General features: G+C 62.5%; 11 protein-coding genes, 1 tRNA gene and 1 pseudogene. 5 read left to right on the forward strand and 8 right to left on the reverse strand.

Features of this window, described 5'->3' with window-relative positions:
• Positions 1-123: 123 nt before the first annotated feature.
• Positions 124-384 (forward strand): annotated as a pseudogene (locus tag J3485_RS28850) (TauD/TfdA family dioxygenase); the annotation flags it as partial.
• A gap of 1 nt (position 385) precedes the next feature.
• Here the strand turns inward: J3485_RS28850 and J3485_RS07425 are convergent.
• The 4 genes from J3485_RS07425 to J3485_RS07440 all read right to left on the reverse strand — a co-directional run bounded on the left by J3485_RS07425 (position 386) and on the right by J3485_RS07440 (position 4,528).
• A complete protein-coding gene (locus tag J3485_RS07425) occupies positions 386-1,747 on the reverse strand; it encodes an LLM class flavin-dependent oxidoreductase (protein ID WP_206951867.1) in 1,362 nt (453 codons plus the stop codon).
• 19 nt (positions 1,748-1,766) lie between these two features.
• A complete protein-coding gene (locus J3485_RS07430) occupies positions 1,767-2,546 on the reverse strand; it encodes an ABC transporter ATP-binding protein (RefSeq protein ID WP_242538513.1) in 780 nt (259 codons plus the stop codon).
• An 11-nt stretch (positions 2,547-2,557) separates the two neighbouring features.
• Positions 2,558-3,580: an ABC transporter substrate-binding protein gene (locus J3485_RS07435; protein WP_206951868.1), complete on the reverse strand. Its 1,023-nt coding sequence runs from the start codon at positions 3,578-3,580 to the stop codon at positions 2,558-2,560.
• Positions 3,581-3,673: 93 nt separating this feature from the next.
• Positions 3,674-4,528 (reverse strand): ABC transporter permease, encoded by an 855-nt coding sequence (locus J3485_RS07440; RefSeq protein ID WP_206951869.1) that lies wholly within the window; start codon positions 4,526-4,528, stop codon positions 3,674-3,676.
• 282 nt (positions 4,529-4,810) lie between these two features.
• Here J3485_RS07440 and J3485_RS07445 point away from each other — a divergent pair.
• The 3 genes from J3485_RS07445 to J3485_RS07455 all read left to right on the forward strand — a co-directional run bounded on the left by J3485_RS07445 (position 4,811) and on the right by J3485_RS07455 (position 7,609).
• A tRNA-Met gene (locus tag J3485_RS07445) sits at positions 4,811-4,887 on the forward strand.
• A gap of 195 nt (positions 4,888-5,082) precedes the next feature.
• A complete protein-coding gene (gene dinB, locus J3485_RS07450) occupies positions 5,083-6,246 on the forward strand; it encodes a DNA polymerase IV (protein ID WP_206951870.1) in 1,164 nt (387 codons plus the stop codon).
• A 76-nt stretch (positions 6,247-6,322) separates the two neighbouring features.
• On the forward strand, positions 6,323-7,609 hold the full coding sequence (locus tag J3485_RS07455; protein WP_206951871.1) for an amidohydrolase family protein: 1,287 nt from the start codon (positions 6,323-6,325) through the stop codon (positions 7,607-7,609).
• Positions 7,610-7,622: 13 nt separating this feature from the next.
• On the opposite strand, the gene J3485_RS07460 is transcribed toward J3485_RS07455, so the two are convergent.
• The 4 genes from J3485_RS07460 to fixL form a co-directional block, all read right to left on the reverse strand.
• Positions 7,623-9,755, reverse strand: coding sequence for a M3 family metallopeptidase (locus J3485_RS07460; RefSeq protein WP_206951872.1), 2,133 nt, complete (start codon positions 9,753-9,755; stop codon positions 7,623-7,625).
• Between the two features lie 154 nt (positions 9,756-9,909).
• A complete protein-coding gene (folD, locus tag J3485_RS07465) occupies positions 9,910-10,767 on the reverse strand; it encodes a bifunctional methylenetetrahydrofolate dehydrogenase/methenyltetrahydrofolate cyclohydrolase FolD (protein WP_206951873.1) in 858 nt (285 codons plus the stop codon).
• A 340-nt stretch (positions 10,768-11,107) separates the two neighbouring features.
• A complete protein-coding gene (gene fixJ, locus J3485_RS07470) occupies positions 11,108-11,752 on the reverse strand; it encodes an oxygen response regulator transcription factor FixJ (RefSeq protein ID WP_206951874.1) in 645 nt (214 codons plus the stop codon).
• Positions 11,749-14,265, reverse strand: a complete 2,517-nt coding sequence (fixL, locus tag J3485_RS07475; protein ID WP_206951875.1) for an oxygen sensor histidine kinase FixL — start codon at positions 14,263-14,265, stop codon at positions 11,749-11,751. Before fixL ends, fixJ begins: the two co-directional genes overlap by 4 nt.
• 273 nt (positions 14,266-14,538) lie before the next feature.
• Between fixL and aceE the strand changes: the two genes are divergently transcribed.
• Positions 14,539-17,235: a pyruvate dehydrogenase (acetyl-transferring), homodimeric type gene (gene aceE, locus J3485_RS07480; RefSeq protein ID WP_206951876.1), complete on the forward strand. Its 2,697-nt coding sequence runs from the start codon at positions 14,539-14,541 to the stop codon at positions 17,233-17,235.
• Positions 17,236-17,287: the final 52 nt, after the last annotated feature.

A 17,287-nucleotide genomic window follows, 5' to 3' on the forward strand; every position in this document is an offset into this window, starting at 1 on the left:
GAGATTGCCGGACCCTTCCGAAGCCTATTCAAAATCACACTGCTAAGCTTCGCAAAAATCGTTGTTTCTCCTGTTACGGGTTAGCTGTTGGAATTTCAAAGCTCACCCCACAGGAGAAATTTCATGTCCGATGCCCAGATCGTTTCGCAGGTACAACCCAGGCAGACAAACTCTACCGATGTCCTCGATGCGGCGCGCTTGGCGGGGCGCATAGGTGCCGAAATTCGCGGCGTTCGTCTGTCCGGCTCAATTCGAGCCGCGGTGGCGGTCGGGCTAATTCGTGGCATACCGATGTCGCTTATCGATGCCTATCCGAAGGTTTCCATCCTGCGCGCTGTGGTAGTCCCGCCGTTTGGCGGCGATACGGTCTGGGCCAATACGGCAATCAACTCGCGGCGCGAACCTGCTCGTTTCGTCCGGCATGCAGATTGACAGGCTTTGGCAAGCCGAGATGCGCTCGCAATGTACGGCCTTCGTATTCGGTTCTGAAGAGCCCGCGTCGCTGCAGTTCCGGAACCACCTGTTCAGTGAACTCGCTTAAACCGCCCGGGAACCAAGGCGACATGATATTGAATCCATCCGCCCCTTCTTCCTCGAACCACTGCTGCAATTGATCCGCGATGCTGACGGGCGTACCGACGATCTGCAGGTGTCCGCGCGCACCCGCAATCCGCAGATACAAATCGCGGATCGTCAGGTTTTCACGGCGAGCCAGATCGAACAGCAACCGCTGACGGCTCTTGCCGCCGTTCGTTTCCGGCAATTCGGGCAGTGGCCCATCGACCGGATAGTTCGACAAATCGATCTCCCCCGACATATTCGACAACAGCGACAGGCCGACAGTGGGGTGGATCAGCGCTTGCAGCGCTTCGAACTTCTCGTTGGCCTCCTCTTGGGTGCGGCCGATCACCGGGAAGACGCCGGGCATGATTTGCAGATGATCAGGTTGCCGTCCGTATTTCGCGAGTCGGCTCTTTAGATCCCGATAAAAGGCGCGCGCTTCGTCGAATGTTTGATGGGCGACGAAGATCACTTCCGCCGTTTGCGCGGCGAGCTCCCGGCCCACCTCCGACGCGCCGGCCTGCACGACGACCGGCCGGCCTTGCGGCGAGCGGGCGACATTCAATGGGCCTCGTACCTTGAAGTGTTTGCCGCGATGATCGAGCACATGCAACTTGTCGGGATCGAAGTACAGGCCGCTCGCCTTGTCGCGTAGAAAGGCATTGTCTTCCCAGCTATCCCAGAGTCCCACCACGACGTCGTGGAACTCGCGGGCGCGTTCATAACGCAGCGAGTGATTCATATGCTGGTCGAAGCTGAAGTTGTGCGCTTCGGCTTCGCTGCTGGACGTGACGAGATTCCAGCCCGAGCGCCCGCCGCTCAGATGATCGAGCGATGCGAACTTGCGCGCCAGATTGTAGGGTTCGTTGAAGCTCGTCGAGACCGTGGCAATCAATCCGATATGCCGCGTGACCACCGAAAGGGCGGACAGCAAGGTGAGGGGTTCGAAGTGATCGGCGCGTGCGGTACGCGACAGCGACGCCAGATTCGTGTCACGCACGCCTGCGGTATCGGCGAAGAAAACCGCGTCGAATTTTGCACGCTCGGCAATGTGCGCCAATTGTGCGTAGTGGGCGAAATCGAGTCCGCCGCTCGCATGCGTGTCCGGGTGCCGCCATGCCGCGATATGGTGGCCGGTTTGCATCAGAAACGCACCCAGCTTGATTTGTCGTTTTGTGTCGGTCATCGGCTTGTCCTGGCATTGATCAATTGTGGATATCGAACTTGAATTCCTGCAGCAACGTTTCCCTCAGGCGAACGAACGCGGGGCTGCCTCGATCGCGCGGGCGCGGCAAATCCACGGGAACGATATTGAATGGCGCACTCGCGTCGGCGCCCGTCATCACCACGACCTTGTCCGCCAGATAAACGGCTTCTTCGATATCGTGCGTCACCATCACCATCGTGACCTGCTCGTCGAGCCAGATGCGCTCCAGCTCTCGCTGCAGGGATATTTTCTTCATGGCATCCAGCGCGCCGAACGGCTCGTCGAGCAGCAAGATATCGGGGTTGATCGCAAGCGCCCGTGCGATGCCCACGCGCTGCGCCATGCCGCCCGACAACTGGCTCGGATAAGCATCGCGGAAATTCTCGAGTCCCACGAGCTGCAAATATTCACCCACCTTCTCGCGCAGCGCTTCACCGGAACACTGCTGCAGTTCCAGGCCGAAAGCGATGTTCGATTCGACCGTCAACCACGGCAGCAGGCGCGGTTCCTGAAAAACCATCGCTCGCTCGCGACCGACACCGGTCACGACCTTGCCGTCGACCTTGACGGTGCCGCGGTCGCCTTTTTCCAGTCCGGCGAGGATCCGCAACAGGGTCGTCTTGCCCGATCCGCTGGCGCCCACGATGACAATGAATTCGCCCGCCGAGATGTCGAGGTCGATGTTTTTCAGCACCGCCACGGAGGCGCCGTTGATGCCGAACGATTTGCTTAGGTTGTTGATCTGCAGCTTGTGAGGTGCCTCGCCAATCGACATCATGCCGTGCTCCTCTATTGCTGCGCGTAGCTGTTGTATTGATTCGTTTGGACGCCGCTGACCGATAGCTGCCCCTTGCGCAGCTTTCCCTCCCGCTCGAAGACGTCAAGCCAGAATTGCGCGTCGTGATCGGTCATAAGCGCATGCTGCCTCAGCCCGAAGCCCGGCCAGTAACTGGCCAGCGTCGGATTCTCCCCGCGTTCCTTGAGCAATTGCGCAATCAGTTTCTTCGCGTCGTCGGGATGCTCGGTGGCCCAGTCCGCTGCTCGCGCGGAATCGCTGACGAAGGCGCGAACGGCCGCTGCGTGAGCGGCGACGAACGATTTGCGCATCACGTCGTAGCCCAATGTAATGTTGCCCAGCACTTGATAGTCGTCGAGCAGCACGCGCACGCCGCCGTCGGCTTCGAGCTTGCCTGCGAAGACCGCTTGCCATTCCCCGACAGCGGCAACGTCGACCTGCCCTGAACGAAGCGTTTGTTCCAACTGCGGCCCGGGCACCACGACGAGTTTCACTGCGTTTTGCGCAATGTTGTGAATCCTCAGATACTCGCGCACCGTGTAGTCGAGATGGGCGCCCAGCGTATTCACGGCGATGGTTTTCCCGATCAGGTCGCTCGGCTTGGTAATCGGGCTCTTTGCCAGTACATAGAATTTGCTGTTGGCCGTTGGGCTGACGCCGAAGCCTGGTTTGACGGCGATGATGTCGTTACCGTTGGATATCGCATTGAGCACGGCCGCATTCGCGGCACCCGCCATGTCGACCGAACCGGCCGCCAGCGCGAACAGATTTTCCGGACCGCCTTGCGAGAAGCCCGTCGATTCGAGCCTGACGCCGTCGGCCTGCAACCAGCCTTTCGCCGCGGCAATCTCGCTGGCATCGATCGTGCCGGATGTGCGCAAGTAGCGGATCACGGTGACGCCGTGCGGGGCCGCCGCGGGCGCCGGCGCTGCGGCGCATGCACTTGCCGCGGTAGTCAATCCAATGATCAGTAGTCCTAACTGATGGATGAGTGAATTTTTGAATCCATGCGCCATCGGGTTATCACTCCAATAGGGTCTTGCGAATGAAGATCTAAGAACGGTTACGCCAGAGGCGCCGTGGTGCCGCGGCGGTGGCAGGTACCGGATTCAACCGATATCCTTGGCATCGACCCATTTACATATTCTTCTTTGCAGGAAGAGCAGCGCGTAGTTGCTGAGCAAGCCGAGCCCGGCGAGCAGGACGATCGCACCGAACATCAACGGGATTTGAAAGTTGTACTGAGCCTGCATGACCTTGAAGCCGAGCCCTTGATTGGCTCCGATCATTTCCGCCGCCACCAGCATCAGCAGCGCTGTCCCGGCGCTCAGCCGTAGGCCGACGAAAATCGGTGGAATCGCACCCGGCAACGTTACGCGGCGGAAAATCTGCAATTTCGATGCGCCGAACATGCTTGCCATCTCGATGAGGCGGCGATCGACCTGCTTGACGCCGGATATCGTATTCATCAGCAGTGGAAATACCGTCGCCCAGAAAATGACGAAGACCTTCGATGTCTCCCCGAGACCCATCAGCAGAATGAAAACCGGATAGACCGCGAGCGCCGAGGTCTGACGGAACATCTGCAGGATCGGATCGATCGCATATTCGATCCGCGTGAACGTACCCATCAGTAGGCCGAGCGGGACGGACACGACGACGGCCGCCGCGAAAGCGATGCCGGCTCGCTGCAGGCTGATCGAGAGGTCGCCCAGCAGTGTGCCGTTGATCAGCGCGGTAAACACCGCGTGCAGAATCGTGTCGACGGGTGGAATCACGGCCGGATTGAGCCAGCCGTGAGAGCTGGCAACCTGCCAGAGCAGGAAGAACAGAATCAACGTACCGTAGCGATTGACGAAGGCCCAAGCCCGCGAGTCGAGGATCTTCTCGATGTCGGGGCCCAATGCCTTGAAAGACGGCCTTGCGCCGAAATTGCCTACGTGCTCGAGCTGTCTTTCGGCCATGCGATTCTCCATAACGTTCGATGCGGCGAAACATGAGTCGGTCATCCCGCGAACCTGTGCCGACAGTCGGCGCAGCGCGCCGAACGGTTGGTACCGTTGCGCACGATATTGCGACTGTAGCGAAGAAGTTAGCGTCGCAATCTATTTAATCCGCGATTGGATAGAATCAAAAACGCTGAGTCGGGTTGATGGCGGCAGCATCGGGCGGCGGGGGAGGGCGCCTCGTCGTCGACAGTATTGTTTGACGCAGCGTACAGAGTGTCATATACTCTATTTCTCTGACGCGGGGTGGAGCAGTCTGGCAGCTCGTCGGGCTCATAACCCGAAGGTCGTAGGTTCAAATCCTACCCCCGCAACCAAGTTTCAGGCACAAGCCTCGATTTCATAGCGAAGTCGGGGCTTTTTGCTTTCTTGGGCGGTAGCTCCGCATGGAGCCATGGCGCTGCGCCTATGGTGCCCGTCGGCGGCTGCAACCAAGCACGTACAAGCGATGCCGTCGCGTTCTTCTGCGCCTCACGTGCCGCTTGAAATAAACACTGTGTTTTTGTACAGTAATGCTCACCTTGAGCACGCGCGCCTCCTCTTTCCCCGCTCCCACTCTCGCGCCGTTTGGCACGGAGGGCTCGCTCGCCCGCAAAATCATCCACTGCGATTGCGATTGCTTCTACGCATCCGTGGAGATGCGCGACGATCCGAGCTTGCGCGGCCGGCCGCTTGCCGTCGGCGGTCGCCCCGAGCAACGCGGCGTCATTGCCACCTGCAACTACGAGGCGCGCGGCTTTGGGGTGCATTCGGCGATGTCGTCGGCGCTCGCGATGCGCAAGTGTCCCGAACTCTTGATCTTGCCCTCCGCGATGGAGAAGTACCGCATCGCTTCGCGGCAGATCATGGCGATCTACCGCGACTACACGCCCTTCGTGGAGCCGCTCTCGCTCGACGAAGCCTATCTCGATGTCACGACGGCGTCGCGCTGCAAGGGCAGCGCGACGCTGATGGCCGCGGAAATCCGCGAGCGCGTGCGCGAAACGGTGGGCGTTACGGTATCGGCCGGCGTCGCGCCGAACAAATTCGTCGCGAAGATCGCGTCCGACTGGAACAAGCCCGACGGTTTGTTCGTCGTGCGTCCCCACGAGGTCGACGCATTCGTCGCGGCGTTGCCGGTACGCAAGATCTTCGGGGTCGGTAAGGTGACGGCCGCGAAACTCGAAAAGCTCGGCATCGTTACGTGCCGCGATCTGCGCGAATGGTCGCTCGTCGATTTGCATCAACGCTTCGGCGCGTTCGGCCGTAGGCTCCACGATCTGTCGCGCGGCATCGATCATCGGATGGTGGAGCCCGATCAGGAGCGCAAGTCGATCAGCGTCGAGACAACTTATGTGACCGACTTGCGAACGCTCGATGCCTGCACGGCCGAGATCCGGCAACTAGCCGAGCAACTCGATGCGCGCATTGCGCGCGTTGGGGCCAGCGCTGCGATTCGCAAGCTTTACGTCAAGATCCGCTTCGCGGATTTTCAGCGTACGACGGTCGAATGCGCGGCCGATGCCACCGATTTGCCTACCTTCATCGCCTTGTTGGAGAAAGGCTTCGCACGCCGTGATCGTCCGGTGCGCTTGCTAGGCGTCGGCGTGCGCCTCGAGGAGGACGATGCCGTCGATGGAGCACAGTTTCCGCTGTTCGACGACGAGCAGGATGAGGAAAGCGGCGCGGCTCGCTAGAATCGGCACAGCACGCCTCTCGCCGCGTATGTCGTCGATCGGGCCGGCGGCGCCCCCATTATCCGAGGAGCCCTCGATGGATCTCATCATCCGCCACGCCGCATTGATCACTCATGTCGCGGGACGCGACGCGCCCGTCGATATCGCGATCGACGGTGGGCGCATCGTCGCTGTCGAGCCGAATCTTGTGGCGGCGGCAGGGCAGGAGATCGACGCCGCGGGCTCGCTCGTTGCGCCGCCGTTCGTCGACGCGCATTTTCATCTCGACGCCACGCTCTCTTATGGGTTGCCGCGCGTGAACGCGTCGGGCACGTTGCTCGAAGGCATCGCGCTATGGGGCGAACTCAAGCCGCATCTGACACAAGAGGCGCTGATCGAGCGTGCGCTGCAGTATTGCGATTGGGCCGTCGCGCGTGGGCTGCTCGCGATTCGCTCGCACGTCGATGTCTGCGATCCGCGCTTGCTCGCCGTCGAAGCGCTGCTCGAGGTCAAGCGCCGCGTTGCGCCGTATCTCGACTTGCAACTCGTGGCGTTTCCGCAGGACGGCTTGCTGCGCTCGGCGGGCGCGTTCGAGAACTTGAAGCGGGCGGTGGCGATGGGTGTCGACGTCGTCGGCGGTATCCCGCATTTCGAACGGACGATGGCTGACGGCGCCGAATCGATTCGGCTGCTCTGCGAATTCGCCGCTCAGAAGGGGCTGCCCGTCGATATGCATTGCGACGAGTCGGACGATCCGCTCTCGCGCCATATCGAAACGCTGTGTGCGCAGGCGTATCGCCTCGGGCTCGGCGGCCGCGTGGCCGGCTCGCATCTCACCTCGATGCACTCGATGGACAACTACTACGTCAGCAAGCTGCTGCCGTTGATGCGCGAGTCGGGCGTGGCCGCGATCGCCAATCCGCTCATCAACATCACGCTTCAAGGGCGCGCCGATACCTACCCGAAGCGGCGCGGCATGACGCGTGTGCCGGAGATGCTGGCGGCCGGCATCGACGTCGCATTCGGCCACGATTGCGTGATGGATCCGTGGTACAGCCTGGGCTCGGCCGATATACTCGAGGTGGCGCACATGGGCTTGCATGTCGCGCAAATGACGGGCGTCGATGCGATGCGGGCCGCGCTCGATGCGGTGACGGTGAACGCGGCTCGCATTCTAGGCTTGGAGGGCTACGGGATCGCGCCGGGCTGCCGCGCCGACTGCGTCGTGCTCGATGCGCGTGACCCGATCGAAGCGATTCGATTGCGAGCTACGCGCTTGGCGGTCGTGCGGCGCGGCAAGATCGTCGCGCGCACGCCGGCGGCGCGCGCGACGCTGTCGCTGGAAGGGCGGCCGCTCGAGATCGACTTCAAGCTGCGCCGCTGACGCCCTATTGGCGTTAGTTCGCGGGCGCCGACGCCATGCCGTTATGGCGCAGCAACGCATCGATCGTCGGTGCGCGGCCACGGAACGCCTTGAACGAATCCATCGCCGGCCGGCTGCCGCCGACTTCGAGAATTTCCTTGCGGTATCGCACGCCCGTTTTCTCATCGAGCACGCTGCCTTGCGTCGCCTTGGCAGCATCTTCGAACGCGGCGTACGCGTCGGCCGACAGCACCTCGGCCCACTTGTAGCTGTAGTAGCCCGCGGCGTAGCCGCCCGCGAAGATATGGCTGAACGTATTCGGCCAGCGCGAGAAGCTCGCTTGCGGAATCAGGTGGTAGCGCCCATTGGTTTCGCGCGCGAGATCGTTCGCACTTTGCGCGCCCTGCGGATCGAAACTCGTATGCAGCAGCATGTCGTACATCGAGAAGACGATTTGGCGCAGTGTGCCGAGGCCGCTCTGGAAGTTCTTCGCGGCGATCATCTTGTCGAACAGCTCACGCGGCAGCTTCGCGCCCGTATCGACGTGCGACGACATATCGGCGAGTACGTCCCACTCCCAGCAGAAGTTCTCGAGGAATTGCGAGGGGAGTTCGACGGCATCCCACTCGACGCCGTTGATGCCGGAGACGCCGAGTTCGTTCACGCGCGTGAGCATGTGATGCAGACCGTGCCCGAACTCGTGGAACAGCGTGATGACTTCGTCGTGCGTGAAGCAGGCGCTCTTGCCGCCGACGGGCGCCGAGAAGTTGCACGTCAGATAGGCGACCGGCGTTTGCAGGCCGCCGTCGCTGCGCTGGTGGCGCGAGCGGGCGTCGTCCATCCAGGCGCCGCCTCGCTTGCCTTCGCGCGCGTAGAGATCGAGATAGAACTGCGCGCGCAGCGTGCCATCGTCGTCTTCGACGCGGAAGAAGCGAACGTCGGAATGCCATACGGGTGTTTCGTCGCGGCGGATCTTGACGCCGAACAGCGTTTGCGCAACCTTGAACAGCCCGCCGACGACGGCCTCTTCGGGGAAGTATTGCTTGACCTCGTTTTCCGAGAACGCATAGCGCTTTTCGCGCAGGCGTTCACCGGCGAACGCGACGTCCCAGGGCTCCAGCGCTTCGAGGCCGAGCTCGTCGGCGGCGAAGTCGCGCAATTCCTGCCAGTCTTTCTCGGCATAGGGGCGCGCGCGCTTGGCCAGATCCTCGAGAAACGCGACGACTTCGTCGGGCGTATCGGCCATCTTCGGTACGAGCGAGACTTCGGCGAAGTTGCGGTAGCCGAGCATCTGCGCTTCTTCCTTGCGCAGTTTCAAAAGCTCGGCGACGTTCGCGGTGTTGTCCCACTCCGGCTTGCCGCCGCCATAAGTGCCGCCGAGTTCCGATGCGCGCGTGACGTAGGCGCGGTACATCGTTTCACGCATCGGGCGATGCGTCGCGTACTGCATGACCGGGAAATAGGACGGAAAGTGGAGCGTGAACTTCCAGCCCTCGACGCCGGCTTCGTGCGCGGCCTCGCGTGCGGCTTGCACGACGTCGGCAGGCAGGCCGGCGAGTTCGGCTTTGCTCTTCGCGATGTAGGCGTAAGCGTTGGTCGCGTCGAGCACGTGATCGGAGAACGCCTTGGCTAGCGCCGCCTGGCGCTCCTGCAATTCGGAGAAGCGCGGTTTCTGGTCTTCGGGCAATTCGGCGCCCGACAGGCGGAAATCGCGCAGCGCGTTTTGCAGGATTTTCTTGCGTTCGTCGGTCAGTCCGGCATACGCGGGGCTCGCGACGATCGCCTTGTACTTCTCGAACAGCGCCAGGTTTTGTCCGACGCTCGACCAGAACTCCGTCACGCGCGGCAGATTCTCGCCGTAGGCGGCCCGCAGTTCCGGCGTATCGGCGACGGCATTCAAATGGCCGACGATGCCCCAAGCGCGCGAGAGCGGCTCGGTCGCAGCCTCCGTGGCGTCGACGACGCTGGCCCACGTTGCGGGCGTGGCGGTGTCGGTCGCGTGGTCGATCGTCGCTTGCGCTTTGTCGAGCAGTGTGTCGAGCGCGGGCGTGATGTGCTCGGGACGGATCTGGCCGAAACGCGGCAGGCCGGAAAAATCGAGCAGCGGGTTGTCGTCTGGGAGGCGCTTGTCGGATGAGAGGGACGAATCGGGCGTATTCGAGGCCATAGCGCTGTTCCTGTCTGTCTGGTGTCGAAAGGGCGGGCGCCTAGGCGCCCGACACCCTCATTATTGGGGCGCGGCGCGCCGATTCCAATCGGCGGCGCGCGTTTTCGTTCTGTTGTATGCTCCGCGCCGCCTGCGTGCCGCCTGCGTGCCGCGTTCAGCCGCACGTCGCGCCGCGCTCCGCCGCTTCGATCGTGTTGACGAGCAGCATCGTGATCGTCATGGGGCCGACGCCGCCCGGCACCGGCGTGATATGGCCCGCTACCGCCGAAACGCCTGCAAAATCGACGTCGCCGCAGAGCTTGCCGGCTTCGTCCCGGTTCATGCCGACGTCGATGACGGTCGCGCCGGGCTTGATCATCTCGGCCGTGACGAGGTTGCGCCGGCCCGTTGCCGCGACGACGATGTCGGCTGTGCGCGTATGCGCGGCGAGATCGCGCGTCTTGCTATTGCAGATCGTGACGGTCGCGCCGGCGTCGAGCAGCATCATCGCCATCGGCTTGCCGACGATGTTCGAGCGGCCGATTACGACGGCATTCGCGCCTTGCAGCGCGATGCCGTATGCGTCGAACATCTTCATGACGCCGTACGGCGTACAGGGACGAAATAGCGGCTTGCCCGTCATCAGGGCACCGGCATTGGCGACGTGAAAGCCGTCGACGTCCTTTTCCGGCGCGATCGCTTCGATGACCTGATGGCTGTCGATGTGCGGCGGCAGCGGCAGTTGCACGAGGATGCCGTGAATGCGCGGGTCGCGGTTCAGGGCGTCGATGCGTGCGAGCAGATCGGCTTCGGAGAGTGTGGCCGGATAGCGGTCGTAAGACGAGTAAAGGCCGTTGTCCTCGCAGGCTTTCACCTTGTTGCGGACGTACACTTCGCTGGCGGGGTTGTCTCCGACCAAGACCACGGCGAGCCCCGGCTGATGGCCGCGCGCGGAGAGCTGGGCGGCGCGTGCGGCGACGTCGGCGCGAAGGGTCTTGGAGAGGGCGAGGCCGTCGATCAGTGTGGCTGTCATGGTGGTCGGTCGAGAATGAGACATGGAAAGCAGCGGTCGCACGGTGGTTGCACAAGCGGCGAGGCCGGGCGCGACGTGGTCCGAGGCGCAGCGCGCGAGCACGTTTGCAAGCGAGAAGCGCAATTTACTGGCGACGAAGCCGCGGGCCCAGCGGTGACGAGCGGATAAAAAGCAAGCTAAAAAGCAAGCTAAAAAGCAGGCTCACCCGCGGTGCGCGACAAAACCGTAATTATAGCGTCGGATGCAACGCCGACGCGACGGGACAGCCCGGCCGCGACCGCGGTCCGGGCGAGGGAAGAGGCTCCAGCGGCGGCGCCTGGCGGGCGCGCGGCTGTCGGCGTTAAGCCTGGTTGGCCGGCTTGTTCGACAACGCGAGGCGCAGCAGATCGGCCACCGTGTTGACGTTGAGCTTTTCCATGATGTTGGCGCGGTGCGCCTCGACCGTCTTGATGCTGATGCCGAGATCGTCCGCGATCTGCTTGTTCAAGCGGCCGGCGATGATGCGCTCGAGCACCTGATGCTCGCGGGCCGTCAGCTTGCCGAGGCGCTCGGCTGCCGCACGCTGTTGCTGGACGGTGCTGCTTTCGCTGCGTGCCTTGTCGAGCATGCGCTCGACGAGTTTGCGCAATTCGGCTTCGTCGAACGGCTTCTCGATGAAATCCATCGCACCTTTTTTCATCGTCGAGACCGCCATCGGCACGTCGCCGTGGCCCGTCACGAAAATGATAGGCAACGAGGCATTTTCTGCGATAAGGCGCTCTTGCAACTCGAGCCCGCTCATGCCCGACATGCGCACGTCCAGGATGAGGCAAGCGATCTGCCCGGTGTGCTGCGCGGGCTGATACGCTTCGAGGAATTGTTCGGCGCTCGAGAAGCACTGCACGCGATAGCCGTTCGCTTCCAAAAGCCAGCGCAGCGAATCTCGCACGGCTTCGTCATCGTCGACCACGAAGACGGTTTCTTGACTGGTGACTGGGCTGCTCATAGCTCTCCCGTAACGGTTTGTGGTCTCGGCGCTTCGACCGTGCCTTGATGGCTCGGATCGCTTGGCTCGCCGATCGGCAGACTACAGTGAAACGTGGCGCCTGTAATCTTGCCGTGCGCATCGACGTTGTTGACAACCCACAGACGCCCGCGATGCGATTCTATGATCGAGCGGCAGATGTTCAATCCCATCCCCATGCCGTCCGACTTCGTACTGTAGAACGGCTCGAACAGCCGTTCGATCGCCGCCTCATCGACACCGGGCCCTTGGTCGATGACGCTGATGGAGACGAACCCCGAATCGAGGCGGACAACCACGCGGATGGTCGGGTCCGTAGCGTTCGGACGCGCTTCGTGCATGGCTTCCGCGGCGTTCTTGAGCAGGTTGACGAGTACCTGTTCGATCAACACCGGGTCGACGTAGATGACGGGAAGACGCGAGCGGATTTCCGTTAGGATCCGAATGCGCCGCTTTCTCACCTCGATCTCGGCGAGCCCCACGGCATCGGCGACGATGTCGGACACGCGTGCCGCTTGCCGCTTGGGCTCGCTGCGCTTCACGAACTCGCGGATGCGCTTGATGATCATGCCGGCGCGCACCGCCTGCTGGGCGGTTTTCTCGAGCACGGGCAGCAGCGTGTCGGGTGTCGTGCGCCCCGCCTTGACGAGCGCGACCGTGCCGGAGCAGTAGTTGTTGATCGCCGCGAGCGGCTGATTGAGTTCGTGGGCCAGCGAAGACGCCATTTCGCCCATCGTCATCAAGCGGCTCGTGAAGTGCAGCTTTTCCTCTTGTTGGCGCGCGAGTTCCTGCGCCTGCTTGCGCGTCGTGATGTCGGTGGCGATCTGCATTTGCGCGAGGTGGCCGTCGACCCACTGGATGTACTGGCGACGTACCTCGAACCACTTTTGGATGCTCTGAACGTAGATTTCCTGAGCGTCGGCCGCGCTTTCGGTCAGCGCCGCGGCCGGCAGCCCGGCGTAGGCATCGACCATGTCGATCGAATCGGACGACGCCTGCGCACTGTCGAAACCGCCGCCGGCCAGCTCCAGATGCCCGTCCGGGCGAATCCCGAACAAATGGCGGTAGTAGCGGTTCGCAAACAGCAGCTCGGCTTCGTCGGCGGCGAGCACCGACACGGCCGCATCGAGGCTTTCCAGCACCGTCGTGAAGCGCTCGTGCGCGGCGGCCAGCTCTTCGCGGGCGCGCTTGGGCTCGGTGATGTCGGTCATCGACGACATCCAGCCCGTTTGGCGCCCGGAACTATCGATGAGCGGCGAGACGTAAAGGCGCGCGTGGAACAGCGAGCCGTCCTTGCGCCGAACGCGCAGCTCGAAGCCGGACGAAGGGGCCTTGCCACGCAGCGTCATGTCGAGCTGGCGCTGCATCTCGGGATAAGAATCGCGCGGCCAGTATGGAAACGGCGCCGTCTTGCCGACGAGATCGCTCTCGTCCCAGCCGGTCATGCGGCAAAACGCCGGGTTCACGTGCGTGATACGGCCATGCATATCGAGTACGCGCATGCCGATCAGCACCGAGTTCTCCATCGCGCGGCGGAAGAACGCTTCGGCGTAGAGCGCCTGCTGTGCTTCGAAACGCTGGCGCGTGTGCTTCCAGAGGCTCCAAAGGCTCCACAGCACGAAACACGACAGACCGGCCACGAGCCAGACGAGCGTGTTGTTCGTGAAATTCGTGACCTGCGGAAACGCATAGACGCGCACCGTCACGCCTTGGCCGGGCGGATCGAGCGGTAAGTCGTAGAAGATGTCGCGCGGCAAGCGCGGGCGCGTCGAGGTCGTCGCGAGCTCGCGGTTGTTCGCGTCGGTGATCGAGATCTTGTACTTGGCGGACAACTCGGGCGGGATGTCGTGCTTGAGGATGCCTTCGATCGAGAATACGGCCGCGATCGAGCCGAGGAACTCGCGGTCGCGATAGATCGGCGTTTGCAGCGTGAGATAGCCGTTGCCGAGATCGTCGTAGATGAGCGGCGAGTAGATCTGGCGCCGTGTCGTGCGCGCATCGCCGAACGCGGCTTTCACGGCCTCGTCCATCTGCGCGTCCGTTAGCCGCGCGAAGCGTTGGCCCGCGAGCGGCAGCGGGGTGTCGGGCCAGCGCGGCGTTTTCAGGACCGTGTACCAGTTCAGGTAGAGGATCTCAGGGTGCGCCTGCATGATGTCGGCCGTCGACATCTCGAACGCGTGCTGGTCGGTATGGCCTGCCGCGATGTCGCGCGCGAGCGCTTGCAGTTGTTCCTGCGCGCCCGTCATCGACAGCCGGATTTGCTGCTGTGCCCACGCCACGTTGCGGTAGAGCGTGTCTTCCTGCTGTTGCTGCTCCCGCCGGTTCAAGCTCCAGAGGATGAGGCTCATCACCACCAGGAACACGAGGATGGACAACAGCGGCGTGAGCAAGTACGAATTGGACCACCACGGTCCGTGGTGCCAGCGAGACGGCGCCGAGTCCGTCCGAGGACCGGACGGCCGCGCCGAACGTGCGAAAAGCCGATCGGTCAACATGGCTCGAATTGTAGCGCAGCGCGCCACGGCCAATTGGCGTAATACGGGGGTATTCCTCCGTCGTTTGATGCAACTGACGGCACATTGCCGCACGAATACCGTCATTTTTGGATGCATTGCAGCAATATTCCGCATTATGAGAAATGATCTCGTAATTCGAAAAATTGTTTGCTAAGGCGCGGCAAGCCTCTTTACAATCGCCGACATCTGCCGCGGTCCGACCCGGTCTGCGTCGTCCATTCGTAGAGCATTCCCCACATCCAGGAGACGAGAATGTCCGCTGTGCCCGACGAAGTCATGAAATATGTCGCCGCTGATAAAGACGACGACCCCCAGGAAACCGGCGAATGGCTCGACGCGCTCGAAGGGGTCATTTCTGCCGTCGGTCCCGACCGTGCGCATTACCTGATCGAAAAGCAGATCGAGTTTGCCCGCGTGCACGGCGAACATCTGCCGTTCTCGGCGAAGACGCCCTACATCAACACGATTCCTGTTTCGCGCCAGGCCAAGATTCCGGGCGACCAGGACCTCGAGCACCGCATCCGCTCGTATACGCGCTGGAACGCGATCGCGATGGTACTGCGCGCGGGCAAGGACACGAACGTCGGCGGCCACATCGCGTCGTTCGCGTCGGCCGCCACGCTGTACGACGTTGGCTTCAACCACTTCTGGCACGCGCCGTCGGATAACCACGGCGGCGATCTCGTGTTCGTGCAGGGCCACTCGTCGCCGGGCGTCTACTCGCGCGCGTTCCTGCTCGGCCGGCTCAAGGACAGCCAGCTCGACAACTTCCGCCAGGAAGTGGGCGGCGAGGGCATCTCGTCGTATCCGCATCCGTGGCTGATGCCCGATTTCTGGCAATTCCCGACCGTGTCGATGGGCCTCGGCCCTATCATGGCGATCTATCAAGCGCGTTTCATGAAGTACATGCAGGCGCGCGGCATCGCGAAGACGGACGGCCGCAAGGTCTGGGCATTCCTCGGCGACGGCGAAACCGACGAGCCCGAATCGCTCGGCGCGATCGGCATGGCTGGGCGCGAGCGGCTCGACAACCTCGTGTTCGTCATCAACTGCAACCTGCAGCGTCTCGACGGCCCGGTACGCGGCAACGGCAAGATCATCCAGGAACTCGAATCCGAGTTCCGCGGCGCCGGCTGGAACGTCATCAAGGTCATTTGGGGTAGCCGCTGGGATGCGCTGTTCGCGCGCGACAAGACGGGCGCGTTGATGCGCCGCATGATGGAAGTCGTGGACGGCGAGTATCAGACGTACAAGTCCGAATCGGGCGCCTTCGTGCGCGAGCACTTCTTCAATACGGCCGAACTGAAGGCGCTCGTCGCCGATTGGTCCGACGAAGACATTTGGAACTTGAACCGCGGCGGCCACGATCCGCACAAGATCTACGCGGCCTTCCATGAGGCCACGAACGCCAAGAGCCAGCCGACCGTCATCCTCGCGAAGACGATCAAGGGCTACGGCATGGGCGAGGCCGGTCAGGCCATGAACATCACTCACCAGCAAAAGAAGATGCAGGTGGCTCAGCTCAAGGAGTTCCGCGATCAATTCCGCTTGCCGATCTCGGACGAAGACATCGTCGACGTGCCGTATCTGAAGTTCGAGGAAGGCTCGAAGGAACTCGAGTACATGCGCGCGCGGCGCCAGGAACTCGGCGGCTACCTGCCGGCGCGCCGGGAGAAGGCCGAATCGCTGCCGGTGCCCGAGCTTGCCGTGTTCGAACCGCTGCTCAAAGGTACGGGCGAGGGCCGCGAGATCTCGACGACGATGGCGTTCGTGCGGATCTTGAACATCCTGCTCAAGGACAAGGCGCTCGGCAAACGCGTCGTGCCGATCGTGCCCGACGAATCGCGCACGTTCGGCATGGAAGGCTTGTTCCGCCAGATCGGCATTTGGAATCAGGAAGGCCAGAAGTACGTGCCCGAGGATTCCGACCAGTTGATGTTCTACAAGGAATCGGAGACGGGCCAGATCCTGCAGGAAGGCATCAACGAAGCCGGCGGGATGTGCGACTGGATCGCGGCCGCGACGTCGTACTCGACGCACGGCGAGATCATGGTGCCGTTCTATATCTTCTATTCGATGTTCGGCTTGCAGCGGATCGGCGATCTTGTCTGGGCGGCCGGCGACATGCGTTCGCGCGGCTTCCTGCTCGGCGGCACGGCGGGGCGCACGACGCTCAACGGCGAAGGCCTGCAGCACGAAGACGGCCACTCGCTGCTGTGGGCGCAATCGGTGCCGAATTGCCTGAGCTACGACCCGACGTTCGGTTACGAACTTGCGGTCATCATGCAGGACGGGCTGCGTCGCATGGTGCAGAACCAGGAAGACGTCTTCTATTACGTCACCGTGATGAACGAGAACTACGAGCACCCGGCGATCCCGCAGGGCGAGCACGTGGCCGAGCACATCATCAAGGGGATGTACTCGTTCAAAAAGGCCGACGGCGCATCGAAGAAGCCGCGCGTGCAACTCATGGGTGCCGGCACGATCCTGAACGAAGTGATCGCTGCGGCCGATCTGCTCAAGAACGACTGGAACGTCGACGCCGACATCTGGAGCGTGCCGAGCTTCACCGAGCTTGCTCGCGAAGGCCAGGACATCGCGCGCTGGAACCTGCTGCATCCGAGCGAGCCGCGCAAGCTCTCGCACGTCGAGGCGCTGCTCAAGGACGCGAAGGGTCCCGTCATCGCTTCGACCGACTACGTTCGTGCGCTGGCCGATCAGATTCGCGGCTACGTGCCGGGTCGCTTCGTCGTGCTCGGCACCGACGGCTTCGGCCGTTCGGATACGCGCGAGAAACTACGCCACTTCTTCGAAGTCGATCGCTACTGGGTCACCGTCGCGGCGCTGAACGCGCTGGCCGACGAGGGCACGATCGAGCGCAAGGTCGTCGCCGACGCGCTCGCGAAGTACAGTCTCGATCCCAACAAACCCAACCCGATGACCGTTTAAGGCAGCGCCTTCGCGCGAGGCTATGCGCGCCCGCCGCTTGGAAACACGGCGG

This window comes from Trinickia acidisoli (assembly GCF_017315725.1).
Lineage (GTDB): Bacteria > Pseudomonadota > Gammaproteobacteria > Burkholderiales > Burkholderiaceae > Trinickia > Trinickia acidisoli.